Origin of the sequence: Bacillus sp. PAMC26543 (assembly GCF_014250375.1) — a bacterium.
Classification (GTDB): Bacteria; Bacillota; Bacilli; order Bacillales; family Bacillaceae; genus Bacillus; species Bacillus halotolerans.
The window spans coordinates 3,905,644-3,926,877 of sequence record NZ_CP060193.1 but is presented as its reverse complement, the minus strand read 5'-3'; the positions used below and the strand labels follow the sequence as shown (position 1 = coordinate 3,926,877).

19 protein-coding genes and 1 pseudogene are annotated in these 21,234 nt (G+C 44.0%); 13 read left to right on the top strand and 7 right to left on the bottom strand.

What is annotated here, in order from left to right:
* Window positions 1-102: 102 nt before the first annotated feature.
* Window positions 103-960, bottom strand: a complete 858-nt coding sequence (locus tag H7F27_RS19720; RefSeq protein WP_101860227.1) for a hypothetical protein — start codon at window positions 958-960, stop codon at window positions 103-105.
* A 129-nt stretch (window positions 961-1,089) separates the two neighbouring features.
* Here H7F27_RS19720 and H7F27_RS19715 point away from each other — a divergent pair, with 129 nt between their 5' ends.
* The 4 genes from H7F27_RS19715 (at window position 1,090) to H7F27_RS19700 (ending at window position 4,578) form a co-directional block, all read left to right on the top strand.
* Window positions 1,090-2,265: a DUF4885 domain-containing protein gene (locus H7F27_RS19715; protein WP_101860226.1), complete on the top strand. Its 1,176-nt coding sequence runs from the start codon at window positions 1,090-1,092 to the stop codon at window positions 2,263-2,265.
* A 355-nt stretch (window positions 2,266-2,620) separates the two neighbouring features.
* Entirely contained in the window at window positions 2,621-4,009 is a 1,389-nt protein-coding gene (locus H7F27_RS19710) for an amino acid permease (protein ID WP_024120047.1), read from the top strand.
* A 111-nt stretch (window positions 4,010-4,120) separates the two neighbouring features.
* Complete coding sequence (locus tag H7F27_RS19705; RefSeq protein WP_010332841.1) at window positions 4,121-4,369, top strand: sigma-G-dependent sporulation-specific acid-soluble spore protein CsgA; 249 nt, start codon at window positions 4,121-4,123, stop codon at window positions 4,367-4,369.
* 17 nt (window positions 4,370-4,386) lie between these two features.
* On the top strand, window positions 4,387-4,578 hold the full coding sequence (locus H7F27_RS19700; protein ID WP_024120048.1) for a DUF5370 family protein: 192 nt from the start codon (window positions 4,387-4,389) through the stop codon (window positions 4,576-4,578).
* Between the two features lie 30 nt (window positions 4,579-4,608).
* Here the strand turns inward: H7F27_RS19700 and blaOXA are convergent, their stop codons facing one another.
* Entirely contained in the window at window positions 4,609-5,418 is an 810-nt protein-coding gene (gene blaOXA, locus H7F27_RS19695) for a class D beta-lactamase (RefSeq protein ID WP_101860225.1), read from the bottom strand.
* A 159-nt stretch (window positions 5,419-5,577) separates the two neighbouring features.
* Between blaOXA and H7F27_RS19690 the strand changes: the two genes are divergently transcribed.
* The gene (locus H7F27_RS19690; protein WP_101860224.1) at window positions 5,578-6,831 is read left to right on the top strand and encodes a CYP152 family fatty-acid peroxygenase CypC; all 1,254 of its coding nucleotides are present in this window, start codon (window positions 5,578-5,580) and stop codon (window positions 6,829-6,831) included.
* A gap of 39 nt (window positions 6,832-6,870) precedes the next feature.
* Here H7F27_RS19690 and H7F27_RS19685 read toward each other — a convergent pair whose 3' ends face one another.
* On the bottom strand, window positions 6,871-7,131 hold the full coding sequence (locus tag H7F27_RS19685; protein WP_024120051.1) for a hypothetical protein: 261 nt from the start codon (window positions 7,129-7,131) through the stop codon (window positions 6,871-6,873).
* 268 nt (window positions 7,132-7,399) lie between these two features.
* Between H7F27_RS19685 and H7F27_RS19680 the strand changes: the two genes are divergently transcribed.
* Complete coding sequence (locus H7F27_RS19680) at window positions 7,400-9,019, top strand: glutamate/serine transporter AimA (RefSeq protein WP_024120052.1); 1,620 nt, start codon at window positions 7,400-7,402, stop codon at window positions 9,017-9,019.
* Between the two features lie 41 nt (window positions 9,020-9,060).
* On the opposite strand, the gene H7F27_RS19675 is transcribed toward H7F27_RS19680, so the two are convergent.
* Both H7F27_RS19675 and glpT read right to left on the bottom strand, forming a co-directional pair.
* Window positions 9,061-9,942, bottom strand: a complete 882-nt coding sequence (locus tag H7F27_RS19675; protein ID WP_101860223.1) for a glycerophosphodiester phosphodiesterase — start codon at window positions 9,940-9,942, stop codon at window positions 9,061-9,063.
* Between the two features lie 98 nt (window positions 9,943-10,040).
* Window positions 10,041-11,375 (bottom strand): glycerol-3-phosphate transporter, encoded by a 1,335-nt coding sequence (gene glpT / locus H7F27_RS19670; RefSeq protein ID WP_101860222.1) that lies wholly within the window; start codon window positions 11,373-11,375, stop codon window positions 10,041-10,043.
* A gap of 282 nt (window positions 11,376-11,657) precedes the next feature.
* Here glpT and H7F27_RS19665 point away from each other — a divergent pair, with 282 nt between their 5' ends.
* The 3 genes from H7F27_RS19665 (at window position 11,658) to H7F27_RS19655 (ending at window position 14,168) form a co-directional block, all read left to right on the top strand.
* Window positions 11,658-11,906: a YbeF family protein gene (locus H7F27_RS19665; protein ID WP_024120055.1), complete on the top strand. Its 249-nt coding sequence runs from the start codon at window positions 11,658-11,660 to the stop codon at window positions 11,904-11,906.
* Window positions 11,907-12,000: 94 nt separating this feature from the next.
* Window positions 12,001-12,918: a bifunctional helix-turn-helix transcriptional regulator/GNAT family N-acetyltransferase gene (locus H7F27_RS19660; RefSeq protein ID WP_101860221.1), complete on the top strand. Its 918-nt coding sequence runs from the start codon at window positions 12,001-12,003 to the stop codon at window positions 12,916-12,918.
* Window positions 12,915-14,168: an MFS transporter gene (locus H7F27_RS19655; protein WP_101860254.1), complete on the top strand. Its 1,254-nt coding sequence runs from the start codon at window positions 12,915-12,917 to the stop codon at window positions 14,166-14,168. The genes H7F27_RS19660 and H7F27_RS19655 overlap by 4 nt, the downstream gene beginning before the upstream one ends.
* 26 nt (window positions 14,169-14,194) lie before the next feature.
* Here the strand turns inward: H7F27_RS19655 and H7F27_RS19650 are convergent, their stop codons facing one another.
* The gene (locus H7F27_RS19650) at window positions 14,195-14,623 is read right to left on the bottom strand and encodes a hypothetical protein (RefSeq protein WP_101860220.1); all 429 of its coding nucleotides are present in this window, start codon (window positions 14,621-14,623) and stop codon (window positions 14,195-14,197) included.
* A gap of 60 nt (window positions 14,624-14,683) precedes the next feature.
* A pseudogene (locus tag H7F27_RS19645) lies at window positions 14,684-16,861 on the bottom strand (glycoside hydrolase domain-containing protein).
* A 524-nt stretch (window positions 16,862-17,385) separates the two neighbouring features.
* Here H7F27_RS19645 and H7F27_RS19640 point away from each other — a divergent pair.
* From H7F27_RS19640 to H7F27_RS19625, 4 genes are all read left to right on the top strand, one after another.
* Window positions 17,386-18,444 carry an iron-containing alcohol dehydrogenase family protein gene (locus H7F27_RS19640; protein ID WP_185848346.1) on the top strand — a complete coding sequence of 353 codons (1,059 nt, stop codon included), beginning with the start codon at window positions 17,386-17,388 and terminating at the stop codon, window positions 18,442-18,444.
* A 99-nt stretch (window positions 18,445-18,543) separates the two neighbouring features.
* Complete coding sequence (gene purT / locus H7F27_RS19635; RefSeq protein ID WP_185848345.1) at window positions 18,544-19,698, top strand: phosphoribosylglycinamide formyltransferase 2; 1,155 nt, start codon at window positions 18,544-18,546, stop codon at window positions 19,696-19,698.
* A gap of 149 nt (window positions 19,699-19,847) precedes the next feature.
* Window positions 19,848-20,786, top strand: a complete 939-nt coding sequence (locus H7F27_RS19630; RefSeq protein ID WP_024120062.1) for a trypsin-like serine peptidase — start codon at window positions 19,848-19,850, stop codon at window positions 20,784-20,786.
* The gene (locus H7F27_RS19625; protein WP_024120063.1) at window positions 20,749-21,153 is read left to right on the top strand and encodes a DUF2606 family protein; all 405 of its coding nucleotides are present in this window, start codon (window positions 20,749-20,751) and stop codon (window positions 21,151-21,153) included. The genes H7F27_RS19630 and H7F27_RS19625 overlap by 38 nt, the downstream gene beginning before the upstream one ends.
* The last annotated feature ends 81 nt before the right edge of the window (window positions 21,154-21,234 follow it).

The following is a 21,234-nucleotide window of genomic DNA, read 5'->3' as shown; positions in this document are numbered from 1 at the left end:
TATAGTTTATCAAAACAATTGCATCTTGGGCTAAGTCTATTCTATGGAAGCTTAGCATAAAAAAGAGCCGGATCATGGAATCTGAGCCAGCTCAGTATGACATTAAAACTGCTTTGTGACATCGTATTGATAATCTATTTTTGCCTTTACATTACTCATCGTTGATTTCGCAGTCGCTAATGTATTGTATTTAAAACTCCATACCTTTGCCACACTGAGTTGGTCTGTTAAGGATATATCATAAGATCCCGAAGTTGAGCTATTCACAAGAGCACGGCGCCATTCGCTGTTTTCACTCGTCATGATGATATGTCGTGTATTTCCCTGGCTTGGTGTTTGAGTAGCGGTTGTTTGGACTCTTGTTACAGTGGCATCACGAGGAATTCCTGATTGGTTTGTTAAGTCAAGCTTGATGACGCTGGAGTCAGAACCTGAGGGGCTAAGGTTTGTATTTCCTTTATTTTCAGCCACGCCGCTGAATTGGAACGTTCCGCTGCCGGATTTGATCCGGTCTTCAATTGAAAGTGTGAAATACATGTTTCCAGTATAGGTGCCGCGGGACACTTTCACATAGAATGTATCAGTGGTGTTTTGGGCGTCGGCGTTTGCATAAATAAAAGAAGAAAATGTATTAGGATTAATGACTTCTGTGCCTTGCGAAACAGGTACTCTGTTCTTATCGTAAATTTCAATTTTCATCCCTGTGTACGCACTCTGGTATGTACTTCTTACGTATACTTTTTCTCCCTTATTGGCTGTAAATGTGAAATAGGCTTCATCTTGTCCGGCTTCCAGTATCGTTGTGTCTATATTCTTATATTTCCAATATCCGATTGGGACTGCTGTATCAAATGAATTGTTCCCTGTAATGGCAGTGATTCCGGCTGCGGAAGCAGAATAAGTACAAGTAAATAGAACTGACAGCATGAGAGCGAATTGAATGATCCATTTTTTAGCCATGAGAAAACCTCCTTTTTTTTCCATCATACATAATAAAGTTTCAAGTGTAAATAAATGTTTTAAGAGGTTAATATATACAAGAGATTTGCCGATAAATAGAGAGGAGAGAATTATTCAGGAGGGAATCGAATGCGTCTGAATCGTCAATATATCCGCACCCAGCTCATGGCACAGAATATCACAAAAAAGGTTTCGGCTGATAAAGGCAGGAGTACATCTGCAGAGGTGCTGGAAAAGGCATACAGCCGGCTTGAGACACGGCCCTCTGAGAAGGGAATCGATCAGCTCAATTACTCAAAAACCAGTGTAGCGGGGAACAACGGGACTTTCAGCAAAATGTTTCAATCAGCAAATGACCGAACAGTGAAAGACACAGGGGAAGAAGCTGTGATTCGATCCAATAATCCTTATGAATCTGAGAGCGATATCCGAATCAAAATTCTAGATGAAAAGTACAGTCGGCTGAATGCGATAAACAAAACGAAGTCCGATCCTTTAGGTTATATAAAGGATAAGTATCAAAATTCGAAGTCTCCTTATTTCAGAAGTGATCTGTCAGCTGCAGAAAGACAGGCTGCTTACGATAATGAAACAGAATGGCTATTCAAAGGAAAGGCGCAAAACTATAACCTCCAGGATGCAGCGTTTCGCAATCTTACGTTTAATGGGGAAGTGGAATCCGAGAATGCAAAGGTGTTCCAGCGAAGCCAAGTTAACCAACAGCTTCAAGTGCTCCTGAATCGGAACCATATTCAAATCCCGGCGGGTACAGAACTTACGTTTACCATTACACCCATCGATTATAAGGTAAAGGTGAGCGGAACAGACGACAAGGAGCTCATCGGTCAAATTGAGCGATTGCTGCAATCTGGAGACAACAGCAAAGAGCTGTTTTTACATATCTTGAAAAGCCAGACCAGCGATTCAGCACAATATTCCGAAGCGGCGTATCAAAAGTACCAAGCAGTTCGTGAGATGTACGAAGTCACAGGCTACCATTTGAAGGATTTAGAAGTTGTCGATGGCCGATACATCACACCTGACGGACGAGATCTATTAGAGGTATATAAAGAAAAACTTGAGAATGATCCTATGCAAAAACAAACTGCTTCCTATGCTATATCTCACTATGGTTCACAGCTCAGTAACATTGCGAAAATCGGGTATGATGCCATCCCTGATTTCATTCTGTCAATTGGCTACAGGAATGGGTCTTTGAGAGATTTGGGGCAAAGCAAGGGCTATGGGACAGGTGATACAGAGTGGCTTGAAACATTAAAACGTCAAACCGGCGTGAATTATTAGGTAAGCTGTTCATCGTGAACAGCTTATTTTTTTATGCCCATCTCATGAAAGCAGCTGTATCATGCATCGTTTTCAATATTGTCATGATTTCATTATATTCATATAAAAGATTTTAATTAAAGTGATAGATCAAACCCATTGAATGAAAGTGTTTACCCGAAAAAAACAATTGTATTTTCCAGAGAAATTTATTATGATGAAATAAGTAATTTTGGAGATTATCTAACAATTTTATGATTGAATTTTCTGATATTTGCAGCTTAATAAGAAATGAAGAACGTTTTGGAGGCTGGCCGGCCTTGATCCTATTTCGGTTGAGCTGTACATGTATTCGTTTTTAAGAGGAGGAAGCGGAGTGGAAAATAAAGAATTGAAGAGGGGTTTGAGCGCACGTCATATTCAGATGATTGCCTTGGGCGGTACGATCGGTGTTGGTTTATTTATGGGTTCTGCCAGCACGATTTCATGGACTGGCCCTTCTGTCCTTCTGGCTTATGCGATTTGCGGAATTTTTATCTTTTTTATCATGCGTGCAATGGGTGAAATGCTGTATGTGGAGCCGAGTACCGGTTCTTTTGCAACATTCGGCCATAAATACATTCATCCCCTTGCTGGTTATATGACGGCGTGGAGCAACTGGTTCCAGTGGATTATCGTCGGCATGTCAGAAATTATCGCAGTCGGTTCTTATATGAAATATTGGTTCCCGGATTTGCCTGCTTGGATACCTGGTATCGTAGCTATGGCAATTCTCGGTGCGGCGAACTTAATTTCTGTTAAGTCGTTCGGCGAGTTTGAGTTTTGGTTTGCGATGATTAAAATCGTGACGATTATCTTAATGATTATTGCCGGAATCGGGATTATCTTCTTTGGCTTTGGCAACGGCGGAGATGCTATCGGTTTGTCTAATCTGTGGTCTCACGGAGGCTTCTTTGCGGGCGGTTTCTCAGGATTTTTCTTTGCATTGTCTCTGGTTATTGCGGCTTATCAAGGGGTTGAGCTGATCGGGATTACTGCCGGAGAAGCAAAGGACCCGCAAAACACGCTGCGCAACGCGATTCAAAGCATTATCTGGCGTATTTTGATTTTCTATATCGGTGCTATTTTTGTGATCGTGACGGTATATCCTTGGGATGAGCTGAATTCACTTGGAAGCCCGTTTGTGTCTACGTTTTCTAAAGTTGGAATTACAGCAGCGGCTGGCATTATTAACTTTGTCGTTATCACGGCGGCGATGTCAGGCTGCAACAGCGGGATATTCAGCGCGGGACGTATGCTTTATACATTAGGTGTCAATGGACAGGCACCGAAATTCTTTGCGAAGATTTCTCGCAATGGTGTGCCGCTGTATGGCACAATCGCGGTGCTGATCGGATTAGCTGTCGGCGTTGTGCTGAACTATGTTGCGCCGCCGAAGATTTTCGTTTATGTATACAGCGCAAGCGTGCTGCCGGGGATGATTCCTTGGTTTATCATTTTGATCAGCCACCTCGGATTCAGAAAAGCGAAGGGCGCGGCGTTAGATAAACATCCGTTCAAAATGCCGTTTGCACCTTTCACAAATTATTTGACGATTGCTTTCTTGCTGATGGTTCTTGTCGGCATGTGGTTTAATGATGATACTCGGATATCTTTAATTGTAGGGGTTATTTTCTTAGCTCTTGTGGTCATCAGTTATTATGCTTTTGGAATTGGGAAGCGCGTGCAGGCGGATCTTACAAAAAGAAATCAAGCAGCTGAATAATACAGGAAAAAGAGACATTGATTGATGTCTCTTTTTTCATTTTTTACGTATGGATTTTTCTCATTTCAGCAACCTATAGGATATAGAACGCAAAGGAAAGGTGCTTATACTATGGATGTTACACTCGGTTATTTGCGCGAATCACTTTCAAATCATCTTGAAAACGAAGTCTGTCTGCGGATTTGCAAGAAGATGCTGGCGAAGCGCTATGCCAATGAAGAGGAGTTTGTAAAGGATTTGGATGACGATGAGATGTCATATTTGAATCAGGTGCTGGAAAAGGAAATTAAGTATGCCCAAGACGAACAGGATCAAAAACGGGCCAAGGAATTAAATGAGGTGTATGAATTACTGCTTTGAGAAAGGCGGGAATGAAATTGGGTGCGATTGAACGAAGCGGATATACGTTTCAGCCGGAGTTTAGTGTCGTCCGGCAAAATGGGGCGATCCACGTGTATCATCATGGAGAATTTGTTGAAGAAATTGAATTCGAGTTTAACGGAAATTACCCGGGTCATGATTTGATTGAAGAGCTTGTGAATCATTATTGCTTTGAGCATGACATTTAAGAGCCCTGTACGTTTGCAGGGCTCATTCATTTATGAAGTGATCAGGCCATATTTTTTTAGAATATCAATTGTGATGTTTTTGGCTGTTGTACCGGAGTCATCAACATTTGTGACAAACGTATAGGAGCCGTGCTCTGTTTTGATGAATCCGACAAACCATCCTAATCCCATGTCTGTCAGGCGGGTTCCGGTTTTACCGTAAAGCGTATAATGATCTCCTTCTTCTTGAATCATCATGCGTTTGACCGTTTTCATGACCGTTTTGTCAAACGGGAGATTCTCTTTGTAAAGCTTCTCCATAAAGGCTTCTTGTTCCAACGGAGAAATTGTCAGAGAGCTTTGCAGCCAAAACTGGTCGATTCCGCCGCTGATATCTTCGTTTCCGTATGACAGGGTATGAAGCCATGTTTTCATTCTTTCCTCGCCGATGTCCCTCGCTAATGCCTGGTAATACCAGATGGCAGATTCCCGCATGGCTGAGCCAAGTGTATGGTCGCGGTTCCATGATTCGAATTCGCGTTTGACGCCATCCCAGCGTTTGACATCATATTCATCCCGGACGGCTTTTACCTGCAAGCCGATTATGGCATTGGTCACTTTAAAGGTAGATTGAGGAGTTTGTCTTTTGTTGGCCCGTTCCTTGTTGTAGACAAATGTCTTATCCTTTTCTAGATCATGAAGGATGAAGGTTCCGTCAGTATCCTTGAACTCCTTATCCACATCCATTCGGCTGACATTCAGGTGTTTTTTTGTTTCATTGGCGGGCGCTTTTGCATGAACGGACAAACCTCCTGTCACGGCAATGACGAGCACAAGAAAAGCATATATCCATTTCTTCACTTTGATCTCCCCTTTGTTTTGATCATCTATCTTTTCTCCATTTCTGCTTTTCTACCTTTAAAAGTAATGAAAAAATGCTTGGAGACAAATACTGTAATGGGGTTTATCTTCGTGAGATAACGTGAAAACAGAAGTAAAAAAGGAAGGCAGGGTTGCGGGATGAATGAGCAGATTCCACATGACAAAAGCCTCGATAACAGTGTGGCTTTGATGCGGGAAGGATATTTGTTTATAAAGAATAGAAAAGAGCATTACCATTCGGATTTGTTCCAGGCACGCTTGCTTGGAAAAACATTTATTTGTATGAGCGGCGCGGAGGCTGCGAAGGTATTTTATGATACCGAACGGTTTCAGCGGCAGGGTGCTCTCCCGAAACGAGTGCAGAAATCGCTGTTTGGCGTCAATGCAATCCAGACAATGGATGGCGACGCTCATATTCATCGGAAGCTGCTTTTTCTGTCATTAATGACACCGCCCCATCAAAAACGGCTGGCTGAGCTGATGACAGAGCAGTGGGAAGCGGCTGTTACAAGATGGGAAATGGCGGATCAGGTTGTGTTGTTTGATGAAGCAAAAGAAATCTTATGCCGGGTGGCTTGCTATTGGGCGGGTGTTCCGCTGAAGGAAACGGAAGTGAAAGAGAGAGCGGACGATTTCATCGACATGGTAGACGCGTTCGGTGCTGTGGGACCGCGGCATTGGAAGGGAAGAAGAGCGAGACCCCGAACAGAAGAGTGGATTGAAAAAATGATTGAAGAGGTCCGCGGCGGCAGGCTGAAAACTGAAAATGGTTCAGCGCTGCATGAAATGGCTTTTTATACGCAAGAGAATGGGAGCCGGCTTGATGCCCGCATGGCAGCCATCGAGCTCATTAATGTGCTGCGTCCGATTATAGCGATAGCTTACTTTATTTCGTTTTCAGCGTTGGCGCTGCATGAACACCCGAAGTATAAGGAATGGCTTCGTTCTGGAGGCAGTCAGGAAAGAGAAATGTTTGTGCAGGAGGTGCGCAGATTTTATCCGTTCGGACCGTTTTTAGGAGCCGTTGTCAAAAAAGATTTTATATGGAATGATTGTGAGTTTAAAAAGGGTGCATCAGTGCTGCTTGATGTGTATGGAACGAATCATGATCCCCGTATGTGGGACAAGCCTGATGAGTTCCGGCCTGAGCGATTTAAAGAGCGGGAGGACAATCCGTTTGATTTCATCCCTCAAGGCGGGGGCAACGCGGAGAAGGGCCACCGCTGTCCGGGGGAAGGGATTACCATTGAAGTGATGAAAGCGAGCCTGGATTTTCTCGTGAATCAGGTTGAATATGACGTGCCAACACAATCGCTGCATTACAGTCTTGCCAGAATGCCGTCATTGCCTGAAAGCGGTTTTGTGATGAGCAGCATTAGACGGAAAAGCTAAATATAAAAGCTCTCTTCCTTTTCGAAGAGAGCTTTTTGATTACTTCTTTTTTTCATCGTAGTATTGAACAGGATACATGGAGCCTTCGGATACCATTTTGTTGTCCTCAATGTCATGCGGGTGCGGGTGACCGGCTTTATCGACTGGGAACGTTTCCATGTCCGGTTGTTTTGTTATCTTCATTTTCATGCTGTGAATGAATTCTCTTGCCTTTTGGCGGTTTGACGGGTCTTTTAATAGATAAGAAGTGATGCCGACAGTTGAAACAGCGAGACCGGAAAGTAACAGCTTTTGTTTCATGGTAATAACTCCTTTCTATTTTAAAAATAATGTTTCCTGTATCATTCCCGTTCTGCTTAAGGCTAAACCTCTGTGTATTTTATCAATTGTTTTACAGTAAATTCTATTTTGGGTGAAGCTAGTTACTAAATTCCTATATTGGAAGGCGAGATACATTGATTTTTTATTATTTTAGTTATCATTCGATAAATATTGACAAAGTAAAGTAATCAGAATAATAATATAACTTAGCAACAGAATGTCATCATACATGAAAGGTGTTTACGATATGAATCAGTTACATCGAAGAATGGGAACGTTTGCCCTTATGATGGTCGGGCTCGGGTCGATGATCGGGTCAGGCTGGTTATTTGGGGCGTGGCGCGCTGCCCAAATTGCGGGGCCTGCTGCTATTATTTCATGGGTTATCGGCATGATTGTTATTTTATTTATTGCTCTTTCTTACAGTGAATTAGGTTCTATGTTCCCTGAGGCAGGAGGAATGGTGAAATATACGCAATATTCACACGGTTCGTTTATCGGATTTATTGCAGGCTGGGCCAACTGGATTGCAATTGTATCCGTTATTCCTGTTGAAGCTGTAGCCTCTGTTCAATATATGAGTTCGTGGCCATGGGAATGGGCGAAATGGACAAGCGGTTTGGTGAAAAACGGAACGCTGACAGGAGAAGGATTGGTGTTCGCTTCTGTTTTGCTTCTGATTTATTTTCTGCTGAACTACTGGACAGTCAATTTGTTTTCGAAAGCGAATTCATTAATTACAATTTTTAAAATCATTATTCCAGGACTGACAATTGGCGCTTTGCTCTTTGTCGGATTTCATGGAGAAAACTTTACAGCGGGCCAAAGCATTGCACCGAATGGCTGGGCAAGTGTTCTGACTGCGGTTGCAACTTCTGGTATCGTGTTTGCGTTTAACGGATTTCAAAGCCCGATCAATATGGCGGGAGAAGCCAAAAATCCTGGGAAATCGATCCCGATTGCGGTTGTCGGTTCTCTGTTAGTTGCAACAGTCATTTATGTGCTGCTGCAGATTGCTTTCATAGGAGCGGTGAATCCGTCTGATATCGCTCACGGCTGGAGCCATCTTAATTTTAATTCTCCTTTTGCTGATTTGGCGATTGCATTAAATATTAACTGGCTTGTCATCGTATTATATGCGGATGCTTTTGTGTCACCTTCCGGAACAGGTATTACGTATACGGCGACGACTTCCCGCATGATTTACGGAATGGAGAAGAACAAATACATGCCGAGCGTGTTTGGCAAGCTTCATCCGATTTACGGCGTTCCGCGCCAAGCGATGTTTTTTAACTTGATTGTTTCGTTTATCTTTTTGTTCCTGTTCAGGGGGTGGGGTGTGTTAGCGGAAATTATTTCTGTAGCCACGTTAATTTCTTATATCACCGGCCCGGTTACAGTGATGACATTGAGACGGACAGGGAAGGATTTGTACAGGCCTCTTCGATTAAAAGGCTTAAGCGTGATTGCGCCGCTTGGATTTATCTTTGCGTCGCTCGTGCTGTATTGGGCGCGCTGGCCGTTAACAGGGCAGGTTCTGTTTATTATTTTGATCGGACTTCCGATTTATTTCTATTACCAGGCCAAGGCGAAATGGAAAGGATTTGGCCAAAACTTTAAAGGTGGCATATGGATGGTGTTTTACCTGCTTGTCATGATGATGATTTCCTATTTGGGCAGTGACAAATTCGGCGGTCTGAACGTCATTACGTATGGCTGGGATATGGCCTTGATTGCCTTTGTATCGCTCGGTTTCTATGTGTGGGCGCTGAAGAGCGGATTCAAGACAGAGTATTTGAAAGATGCGAAGGAGATTAATAGCCAGCTGGTAAGCGCACAGTCAGAAGCTGCTGCGGGAAAAGAATAAATGAAGAAAAACCTTGCGCTGTGGGCGCAAGGTTTTTTCTTTTAATAACCCTTTTTTACTTTGTGGAAAAGGTCAGGATAGTTGGTGAACACTCCTGTCACTCCCCAGTCCAGCAGGCGGCGCATATCTGCTTCTGTATTGACTGTGTAAGGATGCAAAAGCAGACCGTGGCTGCGGATCATGCGGACATTTTCTGCATTCAACGCTTTATAATCCGGACCTGCGCCGACAGCGTAGGTTTTGATTTCCTCCAAATCAGCATCTGTCATTGAAGCTATCTGCTTTGCTTCCATCAATTGAACAGTCGGCAGGTTAGGCTGTAATTGATGAATTTTTAACAGGCTTTCTTTGCTGAACGATTGGATGATCACTTGGCCGCGCTTGGAATGCTTGCTTAGCAGTTTATGCTTCTGTAAGGAAGCGATCAGTTTTTCCTCCATGCCTGGATAGGTGTCAGGCGATTTTGTTTCAATGTAATAGTTCGCATGTTTGCCAAAACGGTTTAATACCTCTTCTAATGTAGGAACTTTAAGGCCGGCGTACTGCGGCTTCGCTTTTGCCGGGTAAGCTTCATTAAACCAAGAGCCGGCATCAAGTTTCTTAATCTCCGCGAGCGTATGATCCTTCACCCAGCCCGTGCCGTTTGTGGTGCGGTCCAGTTTTTCATCGTGCATAACAATGAGTTGCCCGTCTTTTGTCATCTGTAAATCCAACTCAATATAATCGGCTTTCATTTTCTGAGCGGTTTCGTAAGATAGGATCGTGTGCTCAGGCACATATGCGGAAGCCCCTCTGTGCGCGACTGTCAGGATACGGTCAGGAGACAGCAGGTTTCCTTTTGAGGCTGCTGAAACTGGTGTAACCATAAACGACAGCAAACCAAAAGATAGCAGAACCAAAGCTAGTAATCTATTTTTTCTCATCTTTTCTTCCTCCTTATGAACAAGCAGTAACAGCTTTTATGTTAGAAAACGGATGTAAATGGCATGTTGGAAAAATATTAATCTTTTATAATCTTTTCTTAAACATGCTCCGCCCGTTTTCCCGTATTCCATGTCAAAGCCAAGAACACGATGGCCAGTATACAAGATGAGATCAGCATGATGAAGCCGCCGTTCCAATCAAATCGGTCAACGACAAATCCCATAATCGCGTTTGCGAAAGCAGACCCGCCGATGTATCCGAAAAACCCGGTCAAACCAGCTGCAGTTCCGGCTGCTTTTTTCGGAGCAAGATCAATGGCTTGCAGACCGATGAGCATCACAGGCCCATAGATTAAGAAGCCGATGCTGATCAGAGCGATGTTGTCTACCAGCGGATGGCCGGCCGGATTCAGCCAGTACACCAATACGGCAATGAAAACACCTGCCATAAACAGAACGCCTGCCGGTGCGCGGCGGCTCTTAAAGAAGCGGTCGCTGATCCAGCCGCACAGGATCGTTCCCGGTATGCCGGCGTATTCGTAAAGGAAATACGACCACCGGGAGTCTTCAGGAGAGAACCCTTTGGCTTCTGTTAAGTAAGTAGGCGCCCAGTCCACAACGCCGTACCGCACAAAGTAAACAAATACGTTTGCAAATGCGATGTACCAAAGAAACTTATTATTAAGTACATATTGAAAAAGGATTACTTTTGTCGTTAATTCTTTTTCTTGATCTTTGAAAGCGTGTTTTGGATAGTCGTTCCGGTACTCTTCAATTGGCGGAAGCCCGCAAGATTGAGGGGTATCCCGCACCAAAAGGACAATTAAAAATGAAATCAGAATCGCAATAATGGCAGGGAAGAAAAATACACTTTTCCAAGTGACAAACATAGCAATCCCAAGAGTGACAAGCGGAGCCAGAATCCCGCCGCCAATGTTGTGAGCGACATTCCAAATCGACATCTTCGTGCCGCGTTCACTAATAGAAAACCAATGGGCCATCGTTCTGCCGCATGGAGGCCAGCCCATTCCTTGGAACCATCCATTGATAAACATAAAAATAAACATGATGGTGACGCTCGAAGTTACCCAGGGCATAGAAACAAAAAGAATATTAACAATTGCAGATAAAAATAAGCCTGTCGCGAGAAAATACCTCGGGTTGCAACGGTCGGACACCATGCCCATAATAAATTTACTAAAGCCGTACGCAATGGATACGGCGGCCAGCACCAATCCAAGCTCGGTTTTTGAAAAACCTTGTTCCTGCAGATAAGGAATGGCAAAAGCAAAGTTTTTCCGCAGCAGGTAATAGCCTGCGTAGCCGATAAAAATACCTAAGAATACTTGCAGCCTGAGCCGTTTATAAGCTGCATCCGTCTTTGAATCATCCAGTCTCTCAATGTGCGGAGCCGGTTTAAATAAGTGAAACATCAAATCATCCCCTTTGCTGTTTGTGTTGGATGTGTGGCGTGCCCTCCTTCTGAAAAAACAAAAAGAGCCAGAAAACACCCCCTTGTCAAAAGGGGTGGAATTCCTGGCTCTCCTCATCTCCATCCAAGCTATTAACTTATCGTGATAGCGCTTTCTTAAATTATCATAGTCTGGAGTGAATGTAAACGGGTAATTTTAAATTGTGTGAAAAGTAAATGTTATCCTTTTGGTAGTTATGTTTTTTTACAAATAACATAAAAATCTGGGGGGAGGCTGTTGCAGGTGGATAAATTAGATATCGCATTCGGCATTTTACCGTTAGCAATTATTGTGTTATCGGTCGCCGGGACTTATGTTTGTAAAAATGTATATATGATGCCGTTAGTTAGTTTGATCATTTCTCTCGTGCTTACGTTTACGGTTTTTAATCAATCTTTTTTGGGATGGGCCGTTGTCTATAGCTTGTTTTCGCTGATTTTATCGTATATTACATTGATGGTGTTGAGGAAGAGGAAGGCATCTGGAAAATGAAATTTTCCTCCGCTTTTTTGACATATCGTTGACTATGGCAACTATATGTGATTATAATTGCTTTAATCAACGATATAAGAAAGTGGGGAGAAGTTTGAAAACCAATGAATCAGCAACGGGCTTAAAATTCAGAAAGTTCAATCGTTTTTACACGAATGTTCTTGGCTTCCTTAACGAACACATTTATGACAGCCCGTTTTCCTTAACGGAGACACGGATTTTGTTTGAGATTTACAATACGTCAAATTGTACGGCGAAAGATCTTCAGGATAAGCTGGGGCTTGACCGGGGATATGTCAGCAGAATACTGAAACAGTTTGAAAAAGAAGATTTGATTTATAAAGAGAAGAGCAAAGCTGATGCCCGCCATCATTATATATATGTGACGGAAACGGGGGAAGCCATTTATAAAAAGCTTGAGAAGAAAGCGAATGAACAGGTTGAGCTGATGCTGAAGGAAATCGATGACAAAGAGCAGCACAAGCTTGCGATGGCTATGGAGGAGATTGAAGCCATATTGTCTCAGTCGCTCTCATCCAGGTCATCAGGCATTTCAATCAGAGATTATTATCTTTCGGATGATATTCACCTTCTCATTGAAAAGCAAAGGCAATTTTATGCAGAGACTCATGGCTGGGATGATACATTTTTAGCTTATCTCCATGAGACATTTGACGCGGAAATTGAAAAGATATGGATCGCGGAAAGCGGCGGAAAATTTGCAGGCTGTGTGGGATTGGTCAAACAAGATAAAAAGACGGTGCAGCTGAGATGGTTCTTGGTTGATGCCGCGTTTCGAGGCAGAGGGCTGGGCACGCAACTGCTTGAGCATCTCGTTACATATAGCAGAGAGAGGAAGTTTGAACGGATTTTTCTTTGGACAGTGAGCAGTATGGCTGAAGCCCGCCCGCTTTACGAGAAATTTGGATTCAGACTGAGTGAAGTGAAAGAAGAAACGCCATTATGGGGACAGCATCTGACAGAAGAACGATGGGATTTAGAGCTGTCATGAAAAGACTCCACTATGCTTGGATCATCGTTTTTATCACCTTTTTGATTTTATTGGCCGTACAAGGTGTGCGCCTGTCGTTTGGTGCGTTTGTCGAGCCTTGGGAGCGGGAGTTTTCGCTGGATAGGGGCACCATCTCGCTGATTTCAACGCTGAGCTTTATTGTTTACGGGATATCCCAGCCTGTGATCGGGCGGCTTGTGGACAGATGGGGCGCACGGGCAGTTTTATCATGGAGCACGTTACTGACCGGGATCAGCATTTTCTCGACATGTTTTATCACTTCACCGTGGCAGCTCTTTCTGCTTTACGGGTTGGGGGTGTCACTCGGAGTTGGCGGAGCGTCGAATGTAGCAACAAGTGTGCTGGTGGTGAATTGGTTCAGCAAAAAGCGCGGCCTTGCCTTTGGAATCATGGAAGCGGGCTTTGGAGCGGGGCAAATGCTGCTGGTTCCCGGCTCGCTTATGCTGATCCATTGGTTTAGCTGGAAGCTGACGGTTGTGGCATTGGGGTTGCTGTTAATGGTCATTGTCCTTCCGGCAGCCCTTTTATTGCTGCGAAATCATCCTTCAGAAAAAAATGAAGAGCCGATCGGCGGGACTGCTGAGGAGGAGTTAGAAACAGGATCAAAAACCAAAGCAGGCTCAGTAACCGCGATGTTTCGTATGAAGCAGTTTTGGCTGTTGATCCTTCCATTTTTAATCTGCGGCTTTACGACCGTCGGGCTGATGGATACCCATTTGATTCCCTTTTCTCATGATCACGGTTTTTCTACGACTGTTACGAGCGCCGCTGTCAGTCTGCTGGCCGGTTTTAATATCGCTGGTATCTTACTGTCCGGAATCATAGCGGATCGGTGGAGCAGCCGGAAAATCCTCTGTTTTTTATATGCGGTGCGCGCGCTGTCGATTGTGATTCTGATTTACAGCCACGAACCCTACTTGCTTTTAGGCTTTGCGGTTCTGTTTGGATTGGTGGACTTTGCAACGGTAGCGCCGACGCAAATGCTTGCCACCCAGTACTTTCAGAATTACTCGATCGGCCTCATGATCGGCTGGCTGTCACTTGCCCATCAAATTGGCTCTGCCCTCGGAGCGTATGTGCCCGGCGTCATTTATACCGTAACAGGTGAGTATACGCTGGCTTTTTATTTATCGATTGGAATGCTTGTGCTTGCAAGCGTGATGAACGTGATGCTGAGGGAGCCTGCGGCGATGAATCGTGACAGTGCGCCTGTGATGGAGAAGGTATAAGAGAGAAAAAGCATCTCTGGCGAGGATTATTCAGAGATGCTTTTTTTGTATTTTTGTTCTAATACGAAGTCGATCATACCGACAATGCGGGTGTTTTCGGCTTTTTGTTTGAAGTTTTGGGAGATTTGAATTCTTTTAGCATTTGCAAAAGATGCAACAATCCAAAACAAGCCGATTAACGCAAACAACATTTGTATAGACATGGCTATTAAGTCATTATAATGAGTGCTGAAAAAAAATATATATAGTGTTATTAATGTGACGGAAAATACGATTTTAATAGAATGCTTGAATGTGAGTTCAGGTTCAGTTAAGCACATTTTCATTTGATTTAATGTCAATGAATCTTGTTTCATAAGATATGTCAATAATTCATTATCATTATTTCTGACAGGAAACAATTCAGTTTCAATTTTTTTGACTGTTTTCCTATAAGTTTGCATATCAACTTTCATGTAGAATCCTCCTTGAAAATAAATCCATGAATACTCATAGAGTATTCATGGATTATAAAACTATCTAAAAGCTGCTAATAACGAACCGAACAGTACTGCCGCTGCTCCTGCCTCAGGTGCTAAGAGTACTAAAGCACCAATACCTACAACTACAATAATACCTGTACCTACCAGCAGCATGTTGTTTACAATAGTATCCCAATTTGGTGTGTATACTTCTTCTTCCGAATCTGGTAATCTAAAGTGCTTCTGTTTTATTTTAAACGTAATCGTAGTCGTAAGTCCAGTTGTAGCACTGTCACCTACTGGAATATCAGGCGTATAGATTTTAAATTGAATATTTAATGATTGAGCAGTTGGATTTACATAAACCTCCAGATAACCATTACGTACTGACAAGCTGAGACTGTTTAAAAGGTTTTGATAAGAATCAATTTGTGACGCAGTGAGAGACGTTTGGGTATCGCCCAATAAACCCGTGATATAGGCACCTGGTTTACCATTTGTAATGGTAATTGTGTTTGGTGAGCCTTCACTTGGTATGGTTGCCAGAAGTGATGTGGATAGAATAATATCCAACTCTGGTGATGTGAAAATGGTTTCTGTCGTATCAAATTCAAACATCGCGTTTGCGAGACCTGATAGATTTTCTAAAGCTGGAATGGTAGATAAAATGTCTGTCAGTGTACGCAGTCTTGCATCATATACCGGATCAGACGGTGGATTTACATGGCTTACTCCAGAGTCTTTTCCTGAAAAGCCGTCTTTATCAATCCCGATGCTTCCAGAACCGCTTCCGATTGTTCCTTCATAAAATTGATCAAAGGCCCAGTTGTTTGGCATCGGATAGCCGAGATTGCCGCTGAAGCCAGTTGACATATTTGCTACAAAACTATACTTTGTGAGTCCTGCTTCTTGGGTTCGGATACAAATATTTCTTGGTCCGTATACGCCTATTTCGTATTTAGGCGCAGTAGAAAATGTCTGCATTTTCGCAAAAGCTGACTTGATTTCCTTGAAATAAGGAATAATTTTATCTGTTACTTCATAATCGTAGGCATCAAAATCGACAGCAAAATAAATGGTCGTTCCGGATGGGAAGCCTAGTCTGCGAGCTGCTGATGCCGCACTGTAAGCATCTCTTGTTCCTTGGTCTTTTACAAAGTAAGAAGATTCATAGCCGCCGTCTTGATAAATCGGAAAGACCTTTAATCCGGCATCAAAAATAACTGCAAGTTCTTGAGATGTCAGGGCTTTTGATGTGAGGCCGCTGCTTGTCCGCACATTTCCGGTTAAATATCTGCCAACTGTTTTATAACCGTTATTCCGCAGTGTTTGGGCTTTTTCTGCAGTAATAATAGTAGCGGTGTCACAAGCTGAAGCGGCGCGTGTTGTGTCTCCTGAGCTTGATAATAAAGCTTTAATGGTCGGCATGTCTGCATAACCTGTTTGCGGCAGGCACATGAACTCTTGAAATGCTTTAACGGCTGAAACAACACCGACGCCATATTTGCCGTCAAACTCACCAGGGTCGAATGATTTTCCGTTGCAATAAAGGGCGTACTGAACAATTAAAATAAAGCCTGTTCTTGAATCACCGGGAGTTAAAGTAGGGCATAAGCTTGTTGTGCCGTTTCCGAAAAATCCATTGGCGACACTTGTGCTCATACCTTCTTCTTTTTGCAAAGCATAAATAAGGGCCTTGTTGGTATCGCGGGCATACAGTCCGTCACAAGGCATTAAACCGATATAGTCATTGTAGTCCCGGTTTAAGTTTTGTTGAATCTGACGGATTCTTGAATCGCCCCCAGACACTAGTTTAAAAGCGCTCATGTCCAATAAGGCTTTCATAATCAAGGTGGTGACAATTCCGTCCTGAGTTGTCAGTCCTGCAGCTTTCTAAAACTCCTTCACCGCATTTTCTGTTTTTTCGTAAAAGACGCCTGTAAAACCGCCGGGATTAAAGCCTTTGCACCATAAAGCCCCCTGTAAAATAAAATTCATGTTGCTTGGTTTTGAATCTGGAGCTTGGCGTTTAAGAGGCTTAAATAAGCGCTGTGTTGTCGGCCCGAAGTTATCAGCTGGCTCTGAGATACCTAGTTCAATTTGAAGCGCCCGAGTCAGACCGTAGATCGTATCCCACCCAGTTTTCCCGCTTTCTTCTACTGGGTTATACCCATGTTTGCCCCTGTACGTCTCATTCAGCCACTGCTGTGTGATTAAAACCATTTCATCCATTTCGATTCCTCCTTCTTTAGATCGCGTTCATTTATAGGTGGCAAACGTAGGACGAGTTTAAAAAAGGATGCCAATACGGCATCTTTAAAACCCGTTCCTCTTTCCATTTCGCTTTCAGCTCTGAAAAGTAGAGTCCTAGTGTAAGCGCCCCTCCAGAAGAGCAATCCGTGTCATTTTTTCCTGCAGAATCAAGATAGAAGAGATGATTGTGATAATCGGCATCATGTAATTATAAGCGCTAAAAGGAGAAAGCAGATGGTTTTCATTACCTGCTACTAAACTTATGTTTCGCCATTAGCCAATGGCATTTCTCAGGGAGGATTGGGAGACATTTGAGGATTCAATAGGCGTCAGTACTCATCCAGTTGCCGCATAGCAGAGGAACAGCTCTATGAGGCAGGATTTACAGGGGTTGCACCATTTTTCAGCGCTTATGCCATTGGCGGGTGGTTTGCGGGTAAGCGGATTGACACCATTTTAAAGAGAGTGAGATGATTGATGAAAAAATGGAGGAGAGATGAGAGATGCAGCCAGAAGATATTGTCCGAAGCGGTCCGAATCAATACATATGCAAACTAGGAATTGTAAAAGAGCTGCCGGCATTTGTGAAGGAATGGAAGCATCCTGTTGTTGTAACGGGCATCAAGTCGTATGAGGCGTTTCAAAAGTATGCTGCGATTCCGCCAGAGTGGAGAGTGATTCAGCATAAAGGGTACAGCTCGCCTGAAGCAATAAGGGAGATTGCGGAACAAGCGGCATCTGCTGATCTCATTATCGGGATTGGCGGCGGAACAGTGTTAGACACGGCAAAAGCTGTTGCAGATCATATGGATATCGAAGTCATAACTGTTCCGACAATCCCTGGAACTTGCGCGGCAAGCACGCCGCTGAGCGTGATCTATGATCAAGAAGGCAACTTTATCCGAGTCGATTATCATAAACGTTCCAGCTATTTGACACTCGTTGATCCGTTATTGCTGCTTTCTTCTCCTATCGAATATGTCAAAAGCGGAATTGGCGACACGCTTGCGAAGTGGTATGAAGCGGAAGCCATTATCAGAAATACGAAGGAGCCTGTTTCATTAATGGTCGAAGCAGGGCTTAGGCAGTCTGTCTATATTCGTGATCTTTTGCTGCAGGAAAGCCTTAAGGCTGTTGAAAGCCTTGAGAGAGGGGAAGCCTCGGCTTCTTTCACAGCTGTAGCAGAAACCATTATTACTTTGGCAGGAACTGTAGGCGGTTATGCCGGACGCTTCGGCAGGATGGCGGGTGCCCATGCGGTTCACAACGGTCTGAGTTTTATCCCGGAAACCCATCATGTACTGCACGGACAAAAGGTGGCGTACGGCATACTGATTCAGCTTGCGCTTGAGAAGAGAAATCAGGAAATTGAAGAGCTGATTCCGTTTTATCAGCAGCTTGGCTTTCCGGTGAAACTGAGTGATTTAGGCATCTATAAGAATCAAGAGCATGCGAAGAAAGTTGTTGCGGCTCACGCGTGCAAGCCGGAAGAATCGTTATGTTTGATGGGTTCTTTTTGTGAAGCGGATGTTGTGGCGGCAATTAATGTATTGGAATCATAAGCTAAAATAAGGGTTTTCTTATTTTAGCTTTTTTATTGCGAAATTTATTTTTTGAATATTTCAGTTATAATGGTTTTTGAACAGATAGGAGGGGCAAAGATGTATCAATCAAAGAAGGTTTTATTGTTAGGCTCAGGTGAACTGGGGAAAGAAGTTGTGATTGAAGCCCAGCGTCTCGGGGTAGAGACGGTGGCGGTAGACAGCTACGAGCATGCTCCGGCGATGCATGTGGCGCATAAAAGCTATGTCATTGACATGCTGGATCGTGAGCAGATCAGACACATTATTGAGAAAGAAAAACCTGATTTGATTGTGCCTGAGGTTGAGGCGATCGCGACGGATGAATTGCTGAAGCTTGAAGAGGAAGGGTTTCACGTGATCCCAAATGCGCGTGCGGCGAAGCTGACGATGGACCGGGAAGGCATCAGGCGGCTTGCGGCAGAAAGGCTCGGGCTTGCGACGGCAGGCTATGAATTTGCGAATACATATGAAGAATTTGTACAGGCTGCAGCTCATATCGGCTTCCCTTGTGTCGTCAAACCGTTGATGAGTTCTTCGGGAAAAGGCCAAAGCGTATGCCGCTCAGAAGCGGACTTGGAGAGCTGCTGGGAGACGGCGATGGAAGGCGGACGAGTGAAGAACGGACGCGTGATCGTCGAGGAGTTTATCCCGTTCGAATCAGAAATTACACTCTTAACTGTGCGTGCAGTGAACGGTACGGTATTTTGTGCGCCGATCGGCCATGAGCAAAAGGATGGAGACTATATCGAATCATGGCAGCCTCATCATATGACAGAGCAGCAAATTGAAGAGGCGAAGCATATTGCGAAAGCCATTACTGATGAGCTTGGCGGGTACGGTCTGTTTGGTGTTGAGCTTTTCCTTGCGAAAGACAAGGTGTATTTCAGTGAGGTGTCTCCTCGACCGCATGATACAGGTCTTGTGACGCTGGTGACGCAAAATTTGTCGGAATTCGCGCTGCATGTTCGGGCGATTCTCGGCTTTCCGATTACAGAAATCACACAGCTTTCTCCAGGCGCCAGCCGGCCCCTCAAAGCACCGGAAGAGTCAGCGGATTACACTGTTGAAGGTTTGGAAAACGCGCTGGCAGTGCCAAATACACAAGTGCGCGTGTTTGGAAAGCCGATAACGAAGGTCGGACGCCGTATGGCGGTTGCGCTTTCTGCGGCTGACACTGTTGGAAAAGCGCGAGAGAACGCGAAGAAAGCGCTGGATCAACTATCGATTCAATAAACATGAAACAGACGGGCCTTGTCTTGATACATGGCCCGTTTTTTTATCATCCCGCCAAAAATTGTATCATAAGAATCAAATTCTTGATTATAATGTAAAAGTCTTCCAATGAAAAGGCTGGTTGACACAAAAGGAGGGGGATGACTAAAATGAGAGTAGTCTCAAGATTCAGAAAAAAATGCTTTGCAGGGTTTACGATTTTGTGTTTGGCAACGGCAGCGGCGGTATCTTTCGGAACGCCGGCAGAAGCGGCGGAGAACCCGCAAACCTCTGTCTCCAATACGGGAAAGGAAGCTGAAGTCAGCAATAACCAGACGTCGAAAGCGGAATTGGTTTCTGATCCTTATGAAGGAACCGGAAAAACAAGCAAAACATTACACGAGCTCATAGAATCAGAAAAAAACATTAAATCCTTAAAGCCATCAAGTGTAATTGGATCTGATGAACGCGTCAGAATTTCAGGCACTACGTCATTTCCTTACAGAGCAACGGTTCAGCTATCTGTCAAATATCCCAATACCTCAAGCACTTATGGATGCACAGGCTTTTTAGTGAACCCGAATACTGTGGTAACGGCCGGACATTGTGTGTACAGCCAGGATCACGGGTGGGCTTCTTCGATCACTGCTGCGCCGGGCCGCAATGGTTCATCGTATCCATACGGCACTTATTCCGGCACGATGTTTTACTCCGTTAAAGGATGGACGGAAAGCAAAGATACCAATTATGATTACGGTGCAATAAAACTAAATGGTTCTCCTGGCAACACGGTTGGCTGGTATGGTTATAGAACAACAAACAGCAGCAGCCCCGTCGGCCTCTCTACATCAGTTACAGGATTTCCGTGTGACAAGACTTTCGGCACCATGTGGTCTGATACAAAGCCGATTCGCTCTGCGGAAACGTATAAGCTGACCTATACAACTGATACGTACGGCTGCCAAAGCGGCTCGCCTGTTTACCGCAATTATAGTGATACGGGGCAGACGGCCATTGCAATCCATACCAACGGAGGATCGTCATATAACTTGGGAACAAGGGTGACGAATGATGTATTCAACAATATTCAATATTGGGCAAAGCAATAAATACGGTAAACTGGCCGTTTTCATTTCTATTTTGTTTTTATGCGGATGCAGCTCTCAGGCGCATTCAGATTCTGCTCAGAAAGAAACAACGATTCCTGTGACCCTTCATGTGGAAGACGATGCCGGGTTACCGATGGAAGGCGTTCAAGTAACGATTGTCAAAGCGCCGGCATCAGATCAGGAGCCGAATACAGAGATCGGTGAGATTCTCGGTTTGACAGACAAAAACGGAGACATCACATGGGATACCGGGAAAAAGGGTGACTATTCCATCGCCTTGACGAAGAATGAAACGTCTGTGACACATCAAGTGTCATTAACAAAGGACAAAAAAGATAAGGTTATTCCATTAGTCTTTAAAGAATAGACGGTTTTCCTTCAAGTTTAGGAAGAGCGTCTTTTTTTTATTGATCTTCGTATATGATCAAACTATATACTGGAAAATTGT